12 protein-coding genes and 1 pseudogene are annotated in these 17,488 nt (G+C 55.8%); 5 read left to right on the top strand and 8 right to left on the bottom strand.

The annotated features are described in order from the left end of the window. The 4 genes from ACQ29O_RS21675 to ACQ29O_RS21690 all read right to left on the bottom strand — a co-directional run bounded on the left by ACQ29O_RS21675 (nucleotide 1) and on the right by ACQ29O_RS21690 (nucleotide 4,655). Nucleotides 1–879, bottom strand: coding sequence for a [formate-C-acetyltransferase]-activating enzyme (locus ACQ29O_RS21675; protein WP_000171732.1), 879 nt, complete (start codon nucleotides 877–879; stop codon nucleotides 1–3). Next, a complete protein-coding gene (locus tag ACQ29O_RS21680) occupies nucleotides 845–3,142 on the bottom strand; it encodes a formate C-acetyltransferase (protein ID WP_000149709.1) in 2,298 nt (765 codons plus the stop codon). The genes ACQ29O_RS21675 and ACQ29O_RS21680 overlap by 35 nt, the downstream gene beginning before the upstream one ends. 98 nt (nucleotides 3,143–3,240) lie before the next feature. Beyond that, the gene (locus ACQ29O_RS21685) at nucleotides 3,241–3,561 is read right to left on the bottom strand and encodes a PTS fructose-like transporter subunit IIB (protein WP_000161258.1); all 321 of its coding nucleotides are present in this window, start codon (nucleotides 3,559–3,561) and stop codon (nucleotides 3,241–3,243) included. Nucleotides 3,562–3,575: 14 nt separating this feature from the next. Continuing rightward, nucleotides 3,576–4,655, bottom strand: a complete 1,080-nt coding sequence (locus tag ACQ29O_RS21690) for a PTS fructose transporter subunit EIIC (RefSeq protein WP_000661597.1) — start codon at nucleotides 4,653–4,655, stop codon at nucleotides 3,576–3,578. A gap of 308 nt (nucleotides 4,656–4,963) precedes the next feature. Between ACQ29O_RS21690 and ptsP the strand changes: the two genes are divergently transcribed. The 4 genes from ptsP to ACQ29O_RS21710 all read left to right on the top strand — a co-directional run bounded on the left by ptsP (nucleotide 4,964) and on the right by ACQ29O_RS21710 (nucleotide 10,135). After that, the gene (ptsP, locus tag ACQ29O_RS21695) at nucleotides 4,964–7,465 is read left to right on the top strand and encodes a phosphoenolpyruvate--protein phosphotransferase (protein WP_001128499.1); all 2,502 of its coding nucleotides are present in this window, start codon (nucleotides 4,964–4,966) and stop codon (nucleotides 7,463–7,465) included. 10 nt (nucleotides 7,466–7,475) lie between these two features. Then, complete coding sequence (fsa, locus tag ACQ29O_RS21700) at nucleotides 7,476–8,138, top strand: fructose-6-phosphate aldolase (RefSeq protein ID WP_000424871.1); 663 nt, start codon at nucleotides 7,476–7,478, stop codon at nucleotides 8,136–8,138. A gap of 11 nt (nucleotides 8,139–8,149) precedes the next feature. After that, nucleotides 8,150–9,253 (top strand): bifunctional L-1,2-propanediol dehydrogenase/glycerol dehydrogenase, encoded by a 1,104-nt coding sequence (gene gldA / locus ACQ29O_RS21705; protein ID WP_000374031.1) that lies wholly within the window; start codon nucleotides 8,150–8,152, stop codon nucleotides 9,251–9,253. A 258-nt stretch (nucleotides 9,254–9,511) separates the two neighbouring features. Beyond that, a complete protein-coding gene (locus ACQ29O_RS21710) occupies nucleotides 9,512–10,135 on the top strand; it encodes a DUF1287 domain-containing protein (protein ID WP_000666689.1) in 624 nt (207 codons plus the stop codon). Between the two features lie 57 nt (nucleotides 10,136–10,192). Here the strand turns inward: ACQ29O_RS21710 and katG are convergent, their stop codons facing one another. After that, entirely contained in the window at nucleotides 10,193–12,373 is a 2,181-nt protein-coding gene (gene katG / locus ACQ29O_RS21715; protein WP_000108108.1) for a catalase/peroxidase HPI, read from the bottom strand. 164 nt (nucleotides 12,374–12,537) lie between these two features. Continuing rightward, entirely contained in the window at nucleotides 12,538–13,428 is an 891-nt protein-coding gene (gene metF / locus ACQ29O_RS21720; RefSeq protein WP_000007505.1) for a methylenetetrahydrofolate reductase, read from the bottom strand. Between the two features lie 278 nt (nucleotides 13,429–13,706). Here metF and ACQ29O_RS21725 point away from each other — a divergent pair. After that, nucleotides 13,707–15,228: pseudogene (locus tag ACQ29O_RS21725) on the top strand (PLP-dependent aminotransferase family protein). Here ACQ29O_RS21725 and ACQ29O_RS21730 read toward each other — a convergent pair. Beyond that, nucleotides 15,173–16,249, bottom strand: coding sequence for an alanine racemase (locus ACQ29O_RS21730; protein ID WP_000976813.1), 1,077 nt, complete (start codon nucleotides 16,247–16,249; stop codon nucleotides 15,173–15,175). The pseudogene ACQ29O_RS21725 and the gene ACQ29O_RS21730 sit on opposite strands and share 56 nt — an antisense overlap. Continuing rightward, nucleotides 16,246–17,484: a serine hydroxymethyltransferase gene (locus ACQ29O_RS21735; protein WP_014341216.1), complete on the bottom strand. Its 1,239-nt coding sequence runs from the start codon at nucleotides 17,482–17,484 to the stop codon at nucleotides 16,246–16,248. The genes ACQ29O_RS21730 and ACQ29O_RS21735 overlap by 4 nt, the downstream gene beginning before the upstream one ends. Nucleotides 17,485–17,488: the final 4 nt, after the last annotated feature.

Raw genomic sequence — 17,488 nt, forward strand, 5'->3', positions numbered from 1 at the left:
TTAACCTCCTGTGGTGACCTGAAATCCTGCTTGCTCCGCCATCTCCCGAAACAGAGCGATCTCTTGCACCGACGGCGCGGGAATATCTTTCATCATCCATGATTTTCCAAGCAGCCGGTATTTCGGCTCGCCGTACTGATGAAACGGTAGCAGGTGAACCTGCTTTATTCCTAATGATCTCAACAATGTTAACGCGCACTGCAGATTCTCTGCGTTAAGCGTAAAGCCAGGAATCAACGGCAAACGAGGGATCACCGTGATTCCCTCGCTAACCAGTAACCGTAAATTCTCCAGTACGCGCGGCAGATTCATGTTGATCACCTCGCGCGCCCGCTCCGCATCCATAATTTTCAGATCAAACAATACCTCATCACACGCCCTTGCCAACGGCAGTAGACGGCTGGCCGACGTATCGCCAGCCGTTTCAATAGCACAAGGAACGCCCCAACGCCGCAATCGCTGTAAGAAGCGCGTGGCGAACGGCGCCTGCATCAGCACTTCGCCGCCAGAAAGCGTCACCCCGCCGCCGGAAGTACGAAAGAAGATGTCGTCTTTCAGCACTTCGCGTTCCAGTTCATCCAGCGTAATATCACGCCCAATACTCTCAAACGCGCCGGAAGGACATTCGTCGGCATCCCGCAGACACGGCGTGCAACGCAGGCATTTATTTTCCCGGCGCACCGTTTCAATGCGCGGCGAGATAGATTCCGGATTAGCGCACCACGGACAGGTATGCGGACAGCCCTTAAAAAAGACCACCGTACGAATCCCCTGCCCGTCATTCAGCGAATAGCGCTGGATATTGAAGATACGCGCGGTCTCCTCATCGCGCGCCCCCACAACCTCACAACTGATGCGCGGTGCGGCGAATAATGTCATCCTGAATCTCCTTCGACAGCTCGACAAAGAAGGCGCTGTAGCCCGCCACGCGCACCACCAGCCCAGCGAAATCCTGAGGCCGTAGCTGCGCTTCGCGCAATGTGTCGGCATTCACCACATTAAACTGGATGTGCTGCAGTTTGAGCTGGGTAAACGCGCGCAGGAAATCCGCCAGCTTGCGCAGTCCCGCCTCTCCTTCCAGAGTCGCAGGAGTAAACTTCACGTTCAGCAACGTACCGTTCGACAGCAGCGTGTTATCCAACTTACTTACTGATTTTAGTACCGCCGTCGGCCCTTGCATATCCTGTCCGAGCATCGGCGACAGGCAGCCATCCGCCAGCTGTTCTCCGGCAAAACGCCCGTCCGGTGTCGCGCCGACCACCGCTCCCAGCGGCACATGCGCGGAAACCGTGTATGAACCCGGCGTAAACTGGCCGCCGCGCGGATTCTGGTATTTTTCCACCTCTTTGCAGTAATACCGCAGCAGTTCGGCGCTGATGTTATCGACATTATCAATGTCGTTGCCATATTTTTCGAAGCGGTTGATAAGCCTGGCGCGGATCTTTTCCCCTTCTGGCGTGGCGAAGTTGTTTTTCAGGATCGACAGCAGCGCATCAAAACTCAGGCGCTGCTGATCGAATACCAGCCCATTGAGCGCATGAAGGGAATCACTCAGGTTGGCGATACCGATGCCCTGTACGCCCGAAAAGTTATAGCGCGCGCCGCCGTCGGTGATGTCTCGCCCTTTCTCCAGGCAGTCGCTGATAAACGAAGAGAGCAGCGGCACCGGCGCCCAGTCACGATGGCCGATATCGCAAATATTGCTGCCTTCTACTATTAGTGTAATGTAGTGACTGATTTTGGCGCGAATATGCGCCAGCAACGCCTCATAAGTAAGAGTGTCGTTGCCCTCATTTTCATACAAGCTGATTTCCATCACTTTCAGCAGATTAAACATGGCGATGTCATGCAGCCCGTAGGTTCTGCCCGGAATCGACAGCTCAACACATCCCACCACCGCATAATCGCGCGCATCCTCCAACGACACGCCACGGTTAAGGAACGCGGGAACCACCACTTCGTCATTGAAAATCTGTGGAATGCCGGTACCGAGGCGAATGGTCTCGGCGGTCTTGAGCAGGAACGGCGTATCAATCAGCGCGTTAGTGCGCACGCCGAGATTCGGCTGCGGCAACTGCACGCTCTGGTAGGCATCCAGGCAGAGAAAAGAGAGCACGTTTACCGCGCTGCGTCCGCTTTCCGTCAATCCGCCCAGCAGCGCGGTGTAACCCGTCGGGAAACCGGCAAAATAGCGCGCGCTACTGGTGGAGCGCAGCAGCACGATATCGTTGCATTTCACCCACAGCGACTCGAGCAACTCTTTCAGGAACGCCGGATCGTCGCCCTGAGTGAGCGAAGTCTGATAAAACGGCAGCATGTACTGGTCGAAGCGCCCGAGCGACAGCGAACTGGCGTTGGACTCGTACTGCAAAATAATGTTCATGTACCAGAACAGCTGACATGCTTGCCAGAACGTCTGTGGTTTGTGCTGCGCGTTATGCCGCGAATTGGCGGCAATGGTGAGCAGTTCCTGACGACGACGAGCGTCCGGGCAGCGCTCCGCCTGGTGTTCCGCCAGTACGGCATAACGCAGGATGTGGCGTTGCGATGCCTCAAGTAACAACAGAGCGGCCTGATAAAAGTCGTTTTCCGGCTGTTGCTCGCAGCGCGCGCGCATCTGCGCCGCCAGTTCACCCAGCCCGTTATTGAGCAAGCGTGGATAATCAATAATGATATGCCCCTGCCCTTTATCCGTCTGGTTAATGCTAAAAATCTGGGTGCTGACGGCGGCTTTCACCTCATCGGTCATCTGCCCGTTAATAAAATCTTTCATCGACCGTTTTTCCCAGTACGGGAATAGAACCTCACGATAGAGGCGCTTATCCTCTTCGCTGATATCAAAACGGTCCTGCGGACGCGTCGGGAACCGATCCAGCTCGTTAAGCAGCCAATACGGGTCCATTTCCGGCGACATAATACCCGCGCGCGGCTTAACGGTTCGGTTTCCGGCAATCAGCTCCTCGTCACGAATCGAAATTTCAACATGTTCAAGGATATACGCCGTCGCTTTGGCGCGGCGCAAAATGACCGGTTCGCCCTCCGTCTGCTGATGGCTGGCGGTATAAAGCAGCGCGCGCTCCAGAGAAATTTCACGGTGATTCTGAAACAGAGCGGCTTTGAGGCGTTGAATACGATGGGTCATGAGGAGCTCCTGTGGACACGAGCGCCGGATGGCGGCATAAATCTCTTATCGGGCCTGTGAGCAGGCCCGATAAACTTGCGCCATCGGGCATTTTAACGTTACGCGGTTTGCGAAAGATGGGCGTCAATCTTGTTCATAATGGCGTCGGCGCGTTTTACCGCGTCGCTGATATTGACGCGAACGATAGTTTTACCCGCAAACCGCTCTTCGAACTTGATGCCGATATCTTTAGTCAAAATCACCATATCGGCGCTCGCCACATCCTCTGCCGTCAGTTCATTTTCCAGCCCAATCGAGCCCTGAGTCTCCACTTTCACATCCCAACCTTTCGCTTTGGCTGCGCTTTCCAGCGCTTCAGCCGCCATATAGGTATGCGCAACACCAGAAGGACACGCGGTTACTGCAATAATTTTAGTCATGGCTTATTCCTCGCTTAATTCATCTCAAAATCTAAATCCAGGTCGTCTTCTTTTTCGTCAACTTGCGACACATTCTTACGCGTCAGGCTTTTCAGCACGTTAACGCAGACTGCCGTTACCACCGCGCCCACGGCGACTGCCGCGACATAACCCAGCTTGCCTTCCACGACTGGCAGAACAATTAAACCGCCCCAACCGGCATAACACTGCGCGCCAAACAGCGCGGCCATTACCGCACCGCAAGCGGAGCCCACCATAATGGATGGGATCACGCGCAGCGGATCGGCAGCGGCGAAAGGAATCGCCCCTTCCGTTACGCCCACGCAGCCCATGACCAGCGCGGCTTTACCGGCTTCGCGCTCTTCAACAGAAAAATTCTTGCGGCCAATCAGCGTCGCCAGCCCCAGTCCCAGCGGCGGTACGCAGATGCTCACCGCGGCGATAGCCACCACGGTATATACGCCCTGCGCCACGCAAATCAGCATGAACGCATAAGCGACTTTATTAACCGGGCCGCCCATATCAAAAGCCAGCATCAGCCCCATGATCACCGCCAGCAGCACGATGCTGCCCTGCTGCATCCCTTGCAGCCATTGGGTCAGGCTGCTTGTCAGCGCACCGATCGGTTCGCCCAGCCCCCACATCATGATGCCCGCGGTGATAAAAGTGCCAACGATGGGAATCACAAAAATAGGCATCACAGAACGCAGCACCTTATGCACCGGGATTTTCTTCAAGTAATGCACCACGATCCCGCCGATAAGTCCGGCGATAAGTGCCCCGAAAAAGCCCGCGCCGAAGCTGTTACCCACCCAGGCACCAATCGCGCAAGGAGCCAGCGCGGAGCGTTCGGCAATGGAGTAGCCAATGTATGCGGCGAGGAAAGGCACCATCAGCGTCAGCCCGGCGACACCAATATCAAACAGTTTTTTAAGATTCGGATCGGTAGCGGCATCGGGTACGGCGCCCTTGCCATATAGCATGACGGAGACTGCCAGCAAAATTCCGCCAGCCACCACAAAGGGGATCATATGCGAAACACCGGTCATCAGGTGCTGGCGGGTATTTTTCAGGATCTGTACCAACTCTTTCATAAGTCGCTCCCGGGCTGGATAAAGCCCATGTCCATAAAGTTACTGCGGAAAACAATAGGCAATCCATTGTCGCGCAGACAGTGGATAAAAAGGCCATTTACTGGATTTTTGTAATATCAGTATAAAAATGCGATCCGCTTCATAACTTCTGAAAAAGGTAAAACCTGCGCTACCACGCTAAGTTGTGAGACAACTCGCACTTTTTGCGCTACATTACATTTATCCAGCTTTTGACAGATTTGTCACATGGCGTATTCCGGCTACCTCCTTTTATGCTGTAGCGAGAGAATCGTTATGGGAGAGAGGCAATGCCCCTGATTGTGGAATTTACCTGTGAACTGCCGAATGGCGTACATGCGCGCCCGGCAAGCCACGTAGAAACGCTGTGTAATACCTTCACGTCGCAAATTGAGTGGCACAACCTGCGCACCGATCGCAAAGGCAGCGCCAAAAGCGCGCTGGCGCTGATTGGCACCGACACGCTGGCTGGCGACCACTGTCAGCTGGTGATTTCCGGTGCCGATGAACAGGTTGCCTGTCAGCGTCTGAGTCAATGGCTGCGCGATGAATTCCCACTCTGCGACGCGCCGCTGGCGGAGATTAAAAACAGCGAACTGGAGCCGCTTCCGGCGTCGTTGACCCAGCTGAATCCGCAGATTTACCGCGCCCGTAGCGTGTGTAGCAGCAGCGCGGGCGGCGTACTGACGCCACTCTCTTCCCTGGATCTCAATGCGCTCGGCGAACTCCCGACCGCCAACGACACAGAGACGGAACAAGCCGCGCTGGACAATGGCTTAGCGATGTTGATAAAGCATATTGAGTTTCGTCAGCTCGACAGTGACGGTGCCGCCAGCGCGATTCTGGAAGCCCATCGTTCGCTGGCAGGCGACGCTTCACTGCGTCAGCATTTACTGGACGGCGTTCTGCGCGGTTTAAGCTGCGCGCAGGCAATCGTGGAAAGCGCGAACCATTTCTGCAATGAGTTCGCTCGCGCCAGCAGCAGCTATTTACAGGAACGCGCGCTGGATGTTCGTGACGTTTGCTTCCAGTTACTGCAACACATTTACGGTGAGCAGCGCTTTCCGGCGCCGGGCCAGTTGACCCGGCCATCTATCTGTATGGCGGAAGAGTTGACGCCAAGCCAGTTCCTCGAACTGGATAAAACCTTTCTCAAAGGTCTGCTGTTAAAAAGCGGCGGCAACACTTCGCACACGGTGATTCTCGCCCGCTCATTCAACATTCCCACCCTGGTTGGCGTGGAGATTGAGGCCTTAACACCGTGGCGTCAGCAGACGGTTTATATTGACGGCAACGCAGGCGCGATTGTCGTTGCGCCTGACGAGCCTGTCACTCGTTACTATCAGCAGGAAGCCCGCGTGCAAGACGCCCTGCGCGAACAGCAGCGCATCTGGCTGACCCAGGAAGCGCGCACCGCTGACGGCATCCGCATGGAGGTCGCCGCCAACATCGCGCACTCCGTCGAGGCGCAAGCGGCCTTTAGTAACGGCGCGGAAGCGGTTGGCCTGTTCCGCACAGAAATGCTGTATATGGACCGCGCCTGCGCGCCGGACGAAAACGAGCTGTACAATATTTTTTGCCAGGCGCTGGAGTCCGCAAAGGGACGCAGCATTATTGTGCGCACAATGGATATAGGCGGCGATAAGCCCGTTGATTATCTGAATATTCCTGCCGAAGCCAACCCATTCCTCGGCTATCGCGCCGTCCGTATTTATGAAGAGTACGCTTCTCTGTTTACCACCCAGCTACGCTCGATCCTCCGCGCGTCCGCCCACGGCAACCTGAAAATCATGATCCCGATGATCTCCTCTATGGAAGAGATTCTGTGGGTCAAAGAGAAGCTGGCGGAAGCCAAACAGCAGCTGCGTAATGAACATATCCCGTTCGATGAGAAGATCCCACTCGGCATTATGCTGGAAGTGCCGTCGGTGATGTTCATCATCGATCAATGCTGTGAAGAGATTGATTTCTTTAGTATTGGTAGTAACGATCTAACACAATACCTGCTGGCGGTAGACCGTGATAACGCCAAAGTCACTCGTCACTACAACAGCCTGAATCCCGCCTTCCTGCGCGCGTTGGATTTCGCGGTGCAGGCGGTACATCGTCAGGGCAAATGGATTGGTCTGTGCGGCGAACTGGGGGCCAAAGGTTCGGTTCTGCCATTGCTGGTAGGTCTGGGGCTGGACGAGATCAGCATGGGCACGCCGTCGATTCCCGCCGCCAAAGCGCGGATGGCACAACTCGACAGCCGAGCCTGCCGCCAGTTGTTGAATCAGGCGATGGCCTGCCGCACCTCGCTGGAGGTGGAGCATCTGCTGGCGCAGTTCCGCATGTCGCAGCAGGATGCCCCGCTGGTTACCGCCCAATGCATAACGCTTGATAGCGACTGGCGCAGCAAAGAGGAGGTGATTAAAGGCATGACCGACAATCTGCTGCTGGCGGGCCGCTGCCGCTACCCGCGCAAACTGGAAGCCGATCTATGGGCGCGCGAGGCGGTATTCTCCACCGGACTGGGCTTTAGCTTTGCCATTCCGCACAGCAAATCGGAACATATCGAACAGTCCACCATCAGCGTGGCGCGCCTGAACGCGCCGGTACGCTGGGGAGATGACGAGGCGCAGTTCATCATTATGCTGACGCTTAACAAACACGCCGCGGGCGACCAGCATATGCGTATTTTCTCGCGCCTGGCCCGCCGCATCATGCACGAAGAATTCCGCAACACGCTGGTTAACGCCGCTTCCGCCGACGCTATCGCCAGCCTGCTGCAACATGAACTTGAACTGTAAAGGAAAGACTATGGAACTCTATCTGGATACCGCTAACGTGGCGGAAGTTGAACGTCTGGCGCGCATTTTCCCGATTGCCGGCGTCACCACCAATCCAAGCATTGTGGCAGCCAGCAAAGAATCTATCTGGGATGTGCTGCCCAGGCTGCAAAACGCCATCGGCGAAGAAGGCACTTTATTTGCGCAGACCATGAGCCGCAACGCGAAAGGGATGGTGGAAGAAGCCAAACGACTGAATAACGCCATCCCCGGCATTGTGGTTAAAATTCCGGTGACCGCCGAAGGTCTTGCAGCGATTAAATTGCTGAAAAAAGAAGGCATCGTGACGCTGGGCACCGCCGTCTACAGCGCGTCGCAGGGCCTGCTGGCGGCGCTGGCGGGCGCAAAATATGTCGCTCCCTACGTCAACCGCGTTGATGCGCAGGGCGGCGATGGCATTCGTATGGTTCAGGAGCTGCAAACGCTACTGGAACATCACGCTCCCGACAGCATGGTACTGGCGGCCAGCTTTAAAACACCGCGGCAGGCGCTGGATTGCTTACTGGCAGGTTGCCAGGCGATTACCCTTCCTTTAGATGTAGCGCAACAAATGCTCAATACGCCTGCGGTAGAGTCAGCAATAGAGAAGTTTGAGCAAGACTGGAAAAACGCTTTTGGTAATCTGAACCTGTAGGAGAGAAATGTATGGATCGCATTATTCAGTCACCAGGTAAGTATATTCAGGGTGCAAACGTCATCGCGCGTCTTGGCGATTATTTAAAACCAATGGCGAACAACTGGCTGGTTGTGGGCGATAAATTCGTGCTGGGATTTGCCGAAGAGACGCTGCGCAAAAGCCTGACGGATGCCGGTTTGTCAGTAGAAATCGCCCCGTTTGGCGGCGAATGTTCGCAAAATGAGATCGACAGGCTGCGCGCCGTCGCCGAAAAAAGTCAGTGTGGCGCCGTACTGGGTATCGGCGGCGGTAAAACGCTGGATACCGCCAAAGCGCTGGCGCACTTTATGAATGTCCCGGTCGCTATCGCGCCGACCATCGCCTCTACCGACGCACCGTGCAGCGCACTCTCGGTTATTTATACCGATGCCGGTGAGTTTGACCGTTATCTGCTGCTGCCGCATAACCCGAATATGGTCATTGTCGATACGCAGATAGTGGCGGGCGCGCCGGCGCGTCTGCTGGCAGCCGGTATCGGCGATGCGCTGGCGACCTGGTTTGAAGCGCGCGCCTGCTCACGCAGCGGCGCCACCACAATGGCGGGCGGCAAGTGTACACAGGCCGCGCTGGCGCTGGCGGAGCTATGCTATAACACGCTGATCGAAGAAGGCGAAAAAGCCATGTTGGCCGCCGAACAGCACGTCGTCACGCCAGCGCTGGAACGCGTCATCGAAGCCAACACCTACCTGAGCGGGGTCGGTTTTGAAAGCGGCGGTCTGGCCGCAGCGCACGCGATTCATAACGGTTTAACGGCGATTCCGGATGCGCACCACTATTATCACGGTGAGAAGGTCGCTTTCGGTACGCTGACGCAACTGGTGCTGGAAAACGCGCCGGTCGAAGAAATCGAAACCGTTGCGGCGCTGTGCCATTCCGTTGGCCTGCCGATTACGCTGGCGCAACTGGATATTAAACAGGATATTCCGGCAAAAATGCGCACCGTCGCGGAAGCCTCCTGCGCAGAAGGTGAAACTATTCATAACATGCCTGGCGGCGCAACGCCGGATGAAGTGTACGCCGCGCTGCTGGTCGCCGACCAGTACGGTCAACGCTTTTTGCAGGAATGGGAATAAGGTCTGAGCAATACTCCTGACGATAGTCAGGAGTATTTCAGCTTGCTGACCCAACAGAATTCAGTTGCCGAATATCGACACAGGCACCTTATCTGGCCTTGTTATCCAATCATCCAGGCCGGGTAAGCGAAGCGCTATCATCAGGTATTCCATAGCCTGGAATCAGTCCATTTTGTCCTGAAATAGACTTTTTTATCACGCACCATTCTCTCCGCGGAAAGTCAAATGACGTACTGACACACTTCACGGACGAAGAAGATGAAATTCGCACAGGCGCTTATCGGTATTCTTGCTGCTTTTTTTATTAGCCATATCTCTCATCATTCGCCACGCTCTGATACCAGACCAATAACCGTTCAGGCGCAAACTAATGCTGCAATCGCCCAAAGTGCCGGGACACAAATAGGTAAGACGCTATTTTATGATGCTGCCTATGTTCGTCTGGATTATCCGAATGGCGATCTTCCGCTGGAGCGTGGAGTATGTGCAGATGTCGTCATCCGCGCGCTACGCAGTCAGCAGGTTGATTTACAGAAACGGGTACATGAAGACATGCAGGCGCATTTCTCTGCCTACCCGAATAACTGGAAGCTGAAACGCCCGGACAGCAATATCGACCATCGCCGCGTTCCGAATCTGGAAACCTGGTTCCAGCGTCAAAACAAAGCGTTGCCGGTGACAGATAAATATAGCGATTATCAACCGGGAGATATTGTCTCCTGGCGGCTGGATAACGGCCTTGCGCATATTGGCGTGGTGTCCCTGAACGTCACGCCTGAAGGGGTGCCGCTGGTTGTGCATAACATAGGCGCGGGAGCACAGGAGGAAGATGTATTATTTAACTGGAAAGTAACGGGGCATTTTCGTTATTTTTCGCATTAAACGCGGAAAACGTCAGCGACTACCGAATAGCAGCCGCTGACGAATTAACCTATCAGATTATTGCAGATCGAAACGGTCCAGGTTCATCACTTTCACCCATGCCGCGACGAAGTCCTTCACAAACTTCTCGTGCGCATCGCTACACGCGTAAACTTCCGCCAGCGCGCGCAGTACGGAGTTGGAACCAAACACCAGATCGGCGCGGGTCGCCGTGTATTTCACCTCGCCAGTCAGACGATCCCGGCCTTCGAACAGCTCATTAGATTCGTCGGTCGGTTTCCACTCGTAACGCATATCCAGCAGATTAGCGAAGAAGTCTGTGCTGAGCACGCCCGGTCTGTCGGTAAAGACACCGTTCTGGCTGCCGTCAAAGTTGGTTCCCAGCACACGCATCCCGCCAACCAGTACCGTCATTTCCGGCGCGGTCAACGTTAACTGCTGCGCTTTATCAATCAACAGCGATTCGGTCGTCGACACATCCAGACGCGCACGATAGTTACGGAATCCATCGGCAATCGGTTCAAGCAGCGAGAACATCTCGATGTCGGTCTGATCCTGACGCGCATCCACCCGGCCCGGCGCAAAAGGTACGCTGATGCTGACACCCGCAGCAGCGGCCGCCTGCTCGATACCGACCACGCCCGCCAGCACAATAATATCGGCCAGCGAGGCTTTATTCGTCGTTTTCTGGATCTCTTCTAATACCGGCAGAACGCGAGCCACAACGGCGTTGACATCCCAGTCGCGCTGAGGCGCCAATGCCAGACGCGCGCCGTTAGCGCCGCCACGCTTATCGCCGCCGCGGAAAGTAGACGCGGATGCCCAGGCAACCGAAACCATCTCGCTAATAGAAAGCCCGGATGCAGCGATCGCCGCTTTCAGGTTGATAATGTCTTCCTGCGTTGGCTGATAGAGCGGTTGCGGCAACGGGTCCTGCCAGATCAGATCTTCTTTCGGCACTTCCGGTCCGATGTAACGCGCTTTTGGTCCCATATCTCTGTGCGTCAGTTTGAACCAGGCACGAGCAAAGGCTTCATTAAAGGCCTGCGGATCGTTAAGGAAACGGCGGGAAATCTTCTCGAACTCCGGATCAAAACGCAGCGTCAGGTCGGTGACCAGCATGGTTGGCTTACGTTTTTTCGACGGATCGAACGGGTCCGGGATGATATCCGGCGCGTCTACCGCTTCAAACTGGATAGCGCCAGCCGGACTACGGGTTTGTACCCACTCATATTTGAACAGGTTCTCGAAGAAATAGTTGCTCCACTGGGTCGGCGTCTGCGTCCAGACCACTTCCAGCCCGGAGGTGATAGCATCCGCGCCAACGCCGCTACCATAGCTGCTGGCCCAACCTAAGCCCTGCGCTTCAATCGGCGCGGCTTCCGGATCGGCCCCTACATGGGATGCCGCTGCCGCGCCGTGGGTTTTACCGAGGGTATGCCCGCCAGCGATCAACGCCACGGTTTCTTCGTCGTTCATCCCCATATTGCCAAAGGTAGCGCGAATGGCGGCGGCGGCAGAAAGTGGTTCGCCGCTGTGATCCGGCCCTTCCGGGTTAACGTAGATAAGGCCCATCTCGGTCGCGCCCAGCGGCGCTTTTGCCAGCGCTTCAGGGTGTCGGTGAGTCAACCAGGCTTTTTCATCGCCCCAGTTCACATCCAGATCCGGTTCCCAGACATCTTCACGCCCGGCGCCAAAACCGAAGGTACGGAAGCCGGAGTTTTCCAGCGCCACGTTACCCGCCAGAATAAACAGGTCGGCCCAGGAAATTTTCTGGCCATATTTCTGCTTAATCGGCCACAACAAACGACGCGCCTTATCCAGGCTGACGTTATCCGGCCAGGAGTTAAGCGGCGCAAAACGCTGTTGACCACGACCCGCGCCGCCACGACCATCAATAGAACGGTAGGTGCCAGCGCCATGCCAGGCCATACGAATAAACAAACCGACATAGCTGCCCCAGTCGGCGGGCCACCACGGTTGTGAATCGGTCAGCAGCGCCTTGAGATCCCCTTTCAGGGCGGAGTAGTCTAACTTGCTAAACTCTTTGCGGTAGTCAAAGTCTTCACCCAGCGGGTTAGAACGGTTGGAATGTTGATTCAAAAGATCCACACGAAGCTGGTTCGGCCACCAGTCGCGGCTGGCAGTCCCTGCGCCTGCGCTTCGGTCATGCCCCCCCTGATGGAAAGGACATTTTCCAGTGGATAACGTGTTATGGGTATCGTCGGTCGTGCTCATATCTCAGCTCCCTTTTAAAGTGTTACCGTTACGATATACACCAGGAGCAAATAGATATAGTTGAATTAATCCACAGATTCAATAGCTAATACCTTTTATATTTTTAGTTACAGAGATGTAGATCAATATGAGGTGTAATAAAGCTCCCGGCAGGGAGCTGGAGGTTATAAACCCGGTCTTACGCCCAGTGTGTGGCAAATGGCATAACTCATTTCCGCACGATTCAACGTGTAGAAGTGGAAATCCTTCACTCCTTCACGGCTTAAAATTTTCACCATGTCCATCGCAATGTTAGCGCCCACCAGCTTGCGGGTTTCTGCGTCATTATCCAGCCCCTCAAACATCAGTGACATCCAGGACGGAATGCGGACATTGGTCATATCGGCAAATTTTTTCGCCTGTTTAAAGTTAGACACCGGTAAAATGCCGGGAATAATCTCTACGTCGATACCGGCAGAAACACAGCGGTCGCGAAAACGCAGGTAGCTTTCCACATCGAAGAAAAATTGGGTTATCGCGCGGTTAGCGCCAGCATCCACTTTACGCTTCAGATTAAGCAGATCGGCCTGCGCGCTTTTCGCTTCCGGATGTACCTCCGGATAGGCTGCTACTGAAATATCGAAATCGGCCACCTCTTTGAGCAAACCAACCAGATCGGCGGCGTACATCTCCGGCTTACCGCTGTCCGGCGGCAAATCGCCGCGCAAAGCGACAATGTGGCGGATACCGTTATTCCAGTAGTCGCGGGCGATGGTGCGCAGTTCATCGCGGGTGGCGTCAATACAGGTAAGGTGCGGCGCGGCCTCAAGCCCAGTACGCTCTTTAATGCCTTTAATAACGCTATGAGTGCGGTCGCGCTCCCCGGAGTTGGCGCCATACGTTACCGAAACAAACTTCGGTTTCAGACTGCTCAGGCGATCGATGGAGTTCCACAGGGTTTGCTCCATTTCACTGGTGCGCGGCGGGAAAAATTCAAACGAAACGTTAATCTGACCCTGTACTTCCGCCAGGCTCTGATTCAGGGCTTCCCGCTGGTTGGCGTGAAAAAAGCTCATACCTTACCTCATCAATCGCATGTTATTATTTGTTGTGTTGTAAACATCTATCCGTTTAGACGTCCAGATGTAAAAATGACGGAAAAGCAGAAGGACGTCAACTGAAAAATCACGCTAAAGAATGAGGAATATTCAGCAAAGTTGAAAAAACTTCATTCTCCATCATCTTGAGCAATACCTTCTTCATACGGTTCCGGGTGTTCTTCAACACATAAAAAATAAGGCGTAAATGATATGATTCAACGGCTTTGGCGACGCAGGGACGGGGGAACCAGAAGATGAACACAGCGAATTTCGAGTCGATACATATCATGATCGACGCGCAAGTGTGGCGTAACCTGCCGCTGCATCTGCGCCTGTACCACGCTTTTCGTCAGTTGGTCATTTCCGGCGCGCTGGTCGATGGCGCAAAACTGCCGTCCGCTCGCGCGCTGGCGCAGCAGCTTCGCCTGTCCAGAGATACGGTTGAAAATGCCTATTCCCAGCTTCAGCGCGACGGCTTTATGACCCGCAGGCAAGGGGCCGGGAGTTTCGCCAGCCGCCAGGGGATTCCGCATATTCAGGGGCAGCACAGCCTGCCGCCAGGGGATTCCGCATATTCAGGGGCAGCACAGCCTGCCGCCATCGCCTCGCCAGACGCCCACACTTAGCGCCCGCTGGCAGACGATTGCCGATCGCGCCGTATCTTTCGATGCCCGCCGAGTGCAGACGTTTACGCTCGGCCTTGCGGAAACGCGAAACTTCCCGCAAACCATTTGGCAGAATTTTGCCCGCCAGATCCAGCGCGAGCGGGCGCATACGCTAATGCTGCATGGCGATCCGCAGGGAGAGCCGGAACTGCGCCAGCAAATTGCTCATTATCTCAATTTTGAACGCGGCGCGAAGGTCGACGCGCAGCAGATTGTGATTGTCAGTGGCGCGCGTCAGGCATTCTGGCTATGCGGGCAACTGCTGGCAGAGGCCGGACAGTCGGTGGTGATGGAAAATCCAGGCTATCCCGGCGCACGTCAGGCATTCTCTGCCGCACAGCTCAACCTTCTTCCCATTGAAGTCGATAGAGACGGTATTCGGGTGGATAAACTGCCGCCTGCGCCGCTGGTTTACGTTACGCCGTCGCACCAGTTTCCCTCCGGTCATTTGCTCTCTCTGGCGCGGCGTCATGCCCTGATTGACTGGGCGCGGACGCATAATGCCTGGATTATCGAAGATGACTACGACAGTGAATTTCACTACAACGGCGCGCCCGTCGCCTGTATGCAGGGGTTAGATCGCGAGCAGCGCACCCTGTATGTCGGCACCTTCAGCAAAACGCTCTACCCCGGTCTGCGCATTGGTTATCTGGTGGTGCCTGCGTCGCTGGCCGCGCATTTTGCCGCTGCGCGTAATTTGCTTGATGGCGCAACGCCCGCGTTGACCCAATTGACGCTGGCGCGATTTATCGCATCCGGCCATTTTGCCGCCCATATCCGCACCATGCGCAGTATGTACGCGGTACGGCAGGCGTGCCTGGCGCAGGCCATCAATCAGCATCTTAGTGACTGGGTGACGCCGGTCGTGACGCCCGGAGGATTACAAATGCCCTGCTGGCTGCATGAAGGTATTGACGAACAACAGACCCTTAACGCCGCGCGGCGGGCCGGGTTAAACATCGCCGGGATGCGCCAGTTCTGGCTGACGCACCCCGCGCCCACGGGCTGGCTGCTGGGATTCGCCGCGTTTACCCCCTACGAGATTGAAAATGGAGTCAAGCTTCTGCGGGCTGCATTATGCGCCGAAAACGCCCGCCAAGCCGGGTCATAATCTCATAAGGGATGGTATCGCAGGCGGCGGCAACCTCTTCCAGCGTCTGGCTCACGCCAATAAACTCCACAACATCGCCAGGCGTTGGCATGATGGCGCTGGCGTCCACCATAAAGCTGTCCATGCAAACCCGCCCCAATACCGGTAACCGAACCCCGCGCCAGCACACGCCCGCCGGAGGACGCAAATTACGTGGAATCCCATCAGCGTATCCGGCGGATACCGTGGCGATACGCAGCGGGCGAGTAGTAGTAACCGTACTGCCGTAGCCAATCGGCGTCCCAACTGGCACGTCTTGCACACGCAGAATGCTCAGCGTCAGCGTAAATGCCGGTTTTAACGGCGTTGAAAACCACGGCTGGGCGACGCCGAACAGCGCAACGCCCGGACGGCAGAGATCTTCCCGCCAGGCCGGATGCAGAAACATACCGCAGGAATTTGCCAGCGAATAACGGCTGGTTGGGAATGCCTCTTTTGCCTGCTGGAGTAGCGTATGCTGATAGACATTTAACGCATGATCCGGCCTGTCGGCGTTCGCCAGATGGCTGATGATATAGTCTGGCGCAGCCCAGCCACGCTGGCGAAAAATCGCGGCCAGCCGCGACATGCCGGAATCAAGCTGGATCAAAACCGGACGCCGCTGCGACCGCGCCTCCTGTAGTGCCAGCCACGCCATCACCTGGTCAACAGAATTCAGCAACGGCGTGATCTGTTGCGCGCAACAAAGCGGCATCGCCTGCGGCATGACGCCATTAAGCAACACCACCATCGCGTCAGCCGACAGGATTTTACGTAGCGCCACCCCTTCAGAAAGTTGCGCGACAAAAAAGATCCGGCAATTGGCCGCATACAGGGCTGGCGCAATCGCCTCCGCCCCCAGACCATAGCCATTGGCTTTCAGTACTGCGCCGCATTGCGCGGGGGCGACATGGCGCGCCAGCGTTTGATAATTGTCAACGACAGCGGCGAGATCTACACAAAGAACGCCGCACGCCGCCTGAATTTCAGCAAGTTTCATCATTGGTAAGGCAACGGATAGTTGGTGGTTAATTTAGTCACTTTTTGCCGAATATCGGCGCAAATATCTGTAATATTCGGCGTCTTGATGGCAAAAATAATTTCACTGATCCAGCCCGCGATCAGCGTAAAATCATCGGCATTCATTCCGCGGGTGGCACAGGCTGCGCTGCCAATGCGAATCCCGGAGGTAATCGACGGCGGCTGCGGATCGCCTGGCAGCGTGTTTTTATTGACCGTGATCCCCGCCAGTTCGAGAAAGTATTCCACCTGGGCGCCGGTTAACCCCTGCGGGCGCAGGTCGATAATGCCCAGATGGCAGTCGGTACCGCCCGTTAACAGCGTCAGGCCGCGCTGCGCCAGTTGCTGACACATCGCTTGCGCATTTTCGATTACCTGCCCGGCGTAACGTTTAAATTCAGGCTGTAGCGCTTCGCCAAGCGCCACCGCTTTAGCCGCGATAACGTGCATCAACGGCCCGCCCTGCAAGCCGGGAAAGATGGCGCTGTCGATTTTTTTCGCCAGCCGGGCGTCGTTGGCCAGAATCATGCCGCCACGCGGCCCGCGCAACGTTTTATGCGTGGTGGTGGTAATCACATCGGCATACGCCAGCGGCGAGGGGAAACAGCCGCCCGCCACCAGCCCGGCAAAATGCGCCATATCCACCAGCAGTATCGCGCCGACGGCATCGGCAATGCGGCGAAAGCGGGCAAAATCATAGTGTCGTGGGTAGGCCGATCCCCCGGCGATAATCAGCCGCGGGCGCTCACGCTTCGCGATCGTCTCAACCTCATCCATATCAATAAGACCGCTATGCGCATCGACGCCATAATGAAAGGCGTTAAACCATTTACCGGATTGATTGACCGGCGAACCGTGAGTGAGATGGCCGCCGCATTGCAGGCTCATGCCCAGAATTTTGTCGCCGGGTTTCAGCAGCGCCAGATATACCGCCTGATTCGCCTGGCTGCCGGAGTGAGGCTGCACGTTAACGTAACGCGCGCCGAAAAGTTGCTGCGCGCGGGTTATCGCCAGCATCTCAACCTCATCAATGAACTTACAGCCGCCGTAGTAGCGGTGCTGGTAATAGCCTTCGGCGTATTTATTGGTTAACACCGACCCTTGTGCCGCAAGAACGGCAGGGCTGGCGAAATTCTCCGAGGCAATCAGTTCCAGCGAGTGCTGCTGGCGCTGTTGCTCTTTGTTAAGCAGATCAAAAAGCGGATCGTTGTTTATCATGCGG

This window comes from Salmonella sp. GDC200615, assembly GCF_050574145.1.
Classification (GTDB): domain Bacteria; phylum Pseudomonadota; class Gammaproteobacteria; order Enterobacterales; family Enterobacteriaceae; genus Salmonella; species Salmonella enterica.

Coding starts and splice junctions, on each gene's coding strand:
- ACQ29O_RS21675 (WP_000171732.1), bottom strand. CDS start 879: ATGACATTATTCGCCGCACCGCGCATCAGTTGTGAGGTTGTGGGGGCG.
- ACQ29O_RS21680 (WP_000149709.1), bottom strand. CDS start 3,142: ATGACCCATCGTATTCAACGCCTCAAAGCCGCTCTGTTTCAGAATCAC.
- ACQ29O_RS21685 (WP_000161258.1), bottom strand. CDS start 3,561: ATGACTAAAATTATTGCAGTAACCGCGTGTCCTTCTGGTGTTGCGCAT.
- ACQ29O_RS21690 (WP_000661597.1), bottom strand. CDS start 4,655: ATGAAAGAGTTGGTACAGATCCTGAAAAATACCCGCCAGCACCTGATG.
- ptsP (WP_001128499.1), top strand. CDS start 4,964: ATGCCCCTGATTGTGGAATTTACCTGTGAACTGCCGAATGGCGTACAT.
- fsa (WP_000424871.1), top strand. CDS start 7,476: ATGGAACTCTATCTGGATACCGCTAACGTGGCGGAAGTTGAACGTCTG.
- gldA (WP_000374031.1), top strand. CDS start 8,150: ATGGATCGCATTATTCAGTCACCAGGTAAGTATATTCAGGGTGCAAAC.
- ACQ29O_RS21710 (WP_000666689.1), top strand. CDS start 9,512: ATGAAATTCGCACAGGCGCTTATCGGTATTCTTGCTGCTTTTTTTATT.
- katG (WP_000108108.1), bottom strand. CDS start 12,373: ATGAGCACGACCGACGATACCCATAACACGTTATCCACTGGAAAATGT.
- metF (WP_000007505.1), bottom strand. CDS start 13,428: ATGAGCTTTTTTCACGCCAACCAGCGGGAAGCCCTGAATCAGAGCCTG.
- ACQ29O_RS21730 (WP_000976813.1), bottom strand. CDS start 16,249: ATGATGAAACTTGCTGAAATTCAGGCGGCGTGCGGCGTTCTTTGTGTA.
- ACQ29O_RS21735 (WP_014341216.1), bottom strand. CDS start 17,484: ATGATAAACAACGATCCGCTTTTTGATCTGCTTAACAAAGAGCAACAG.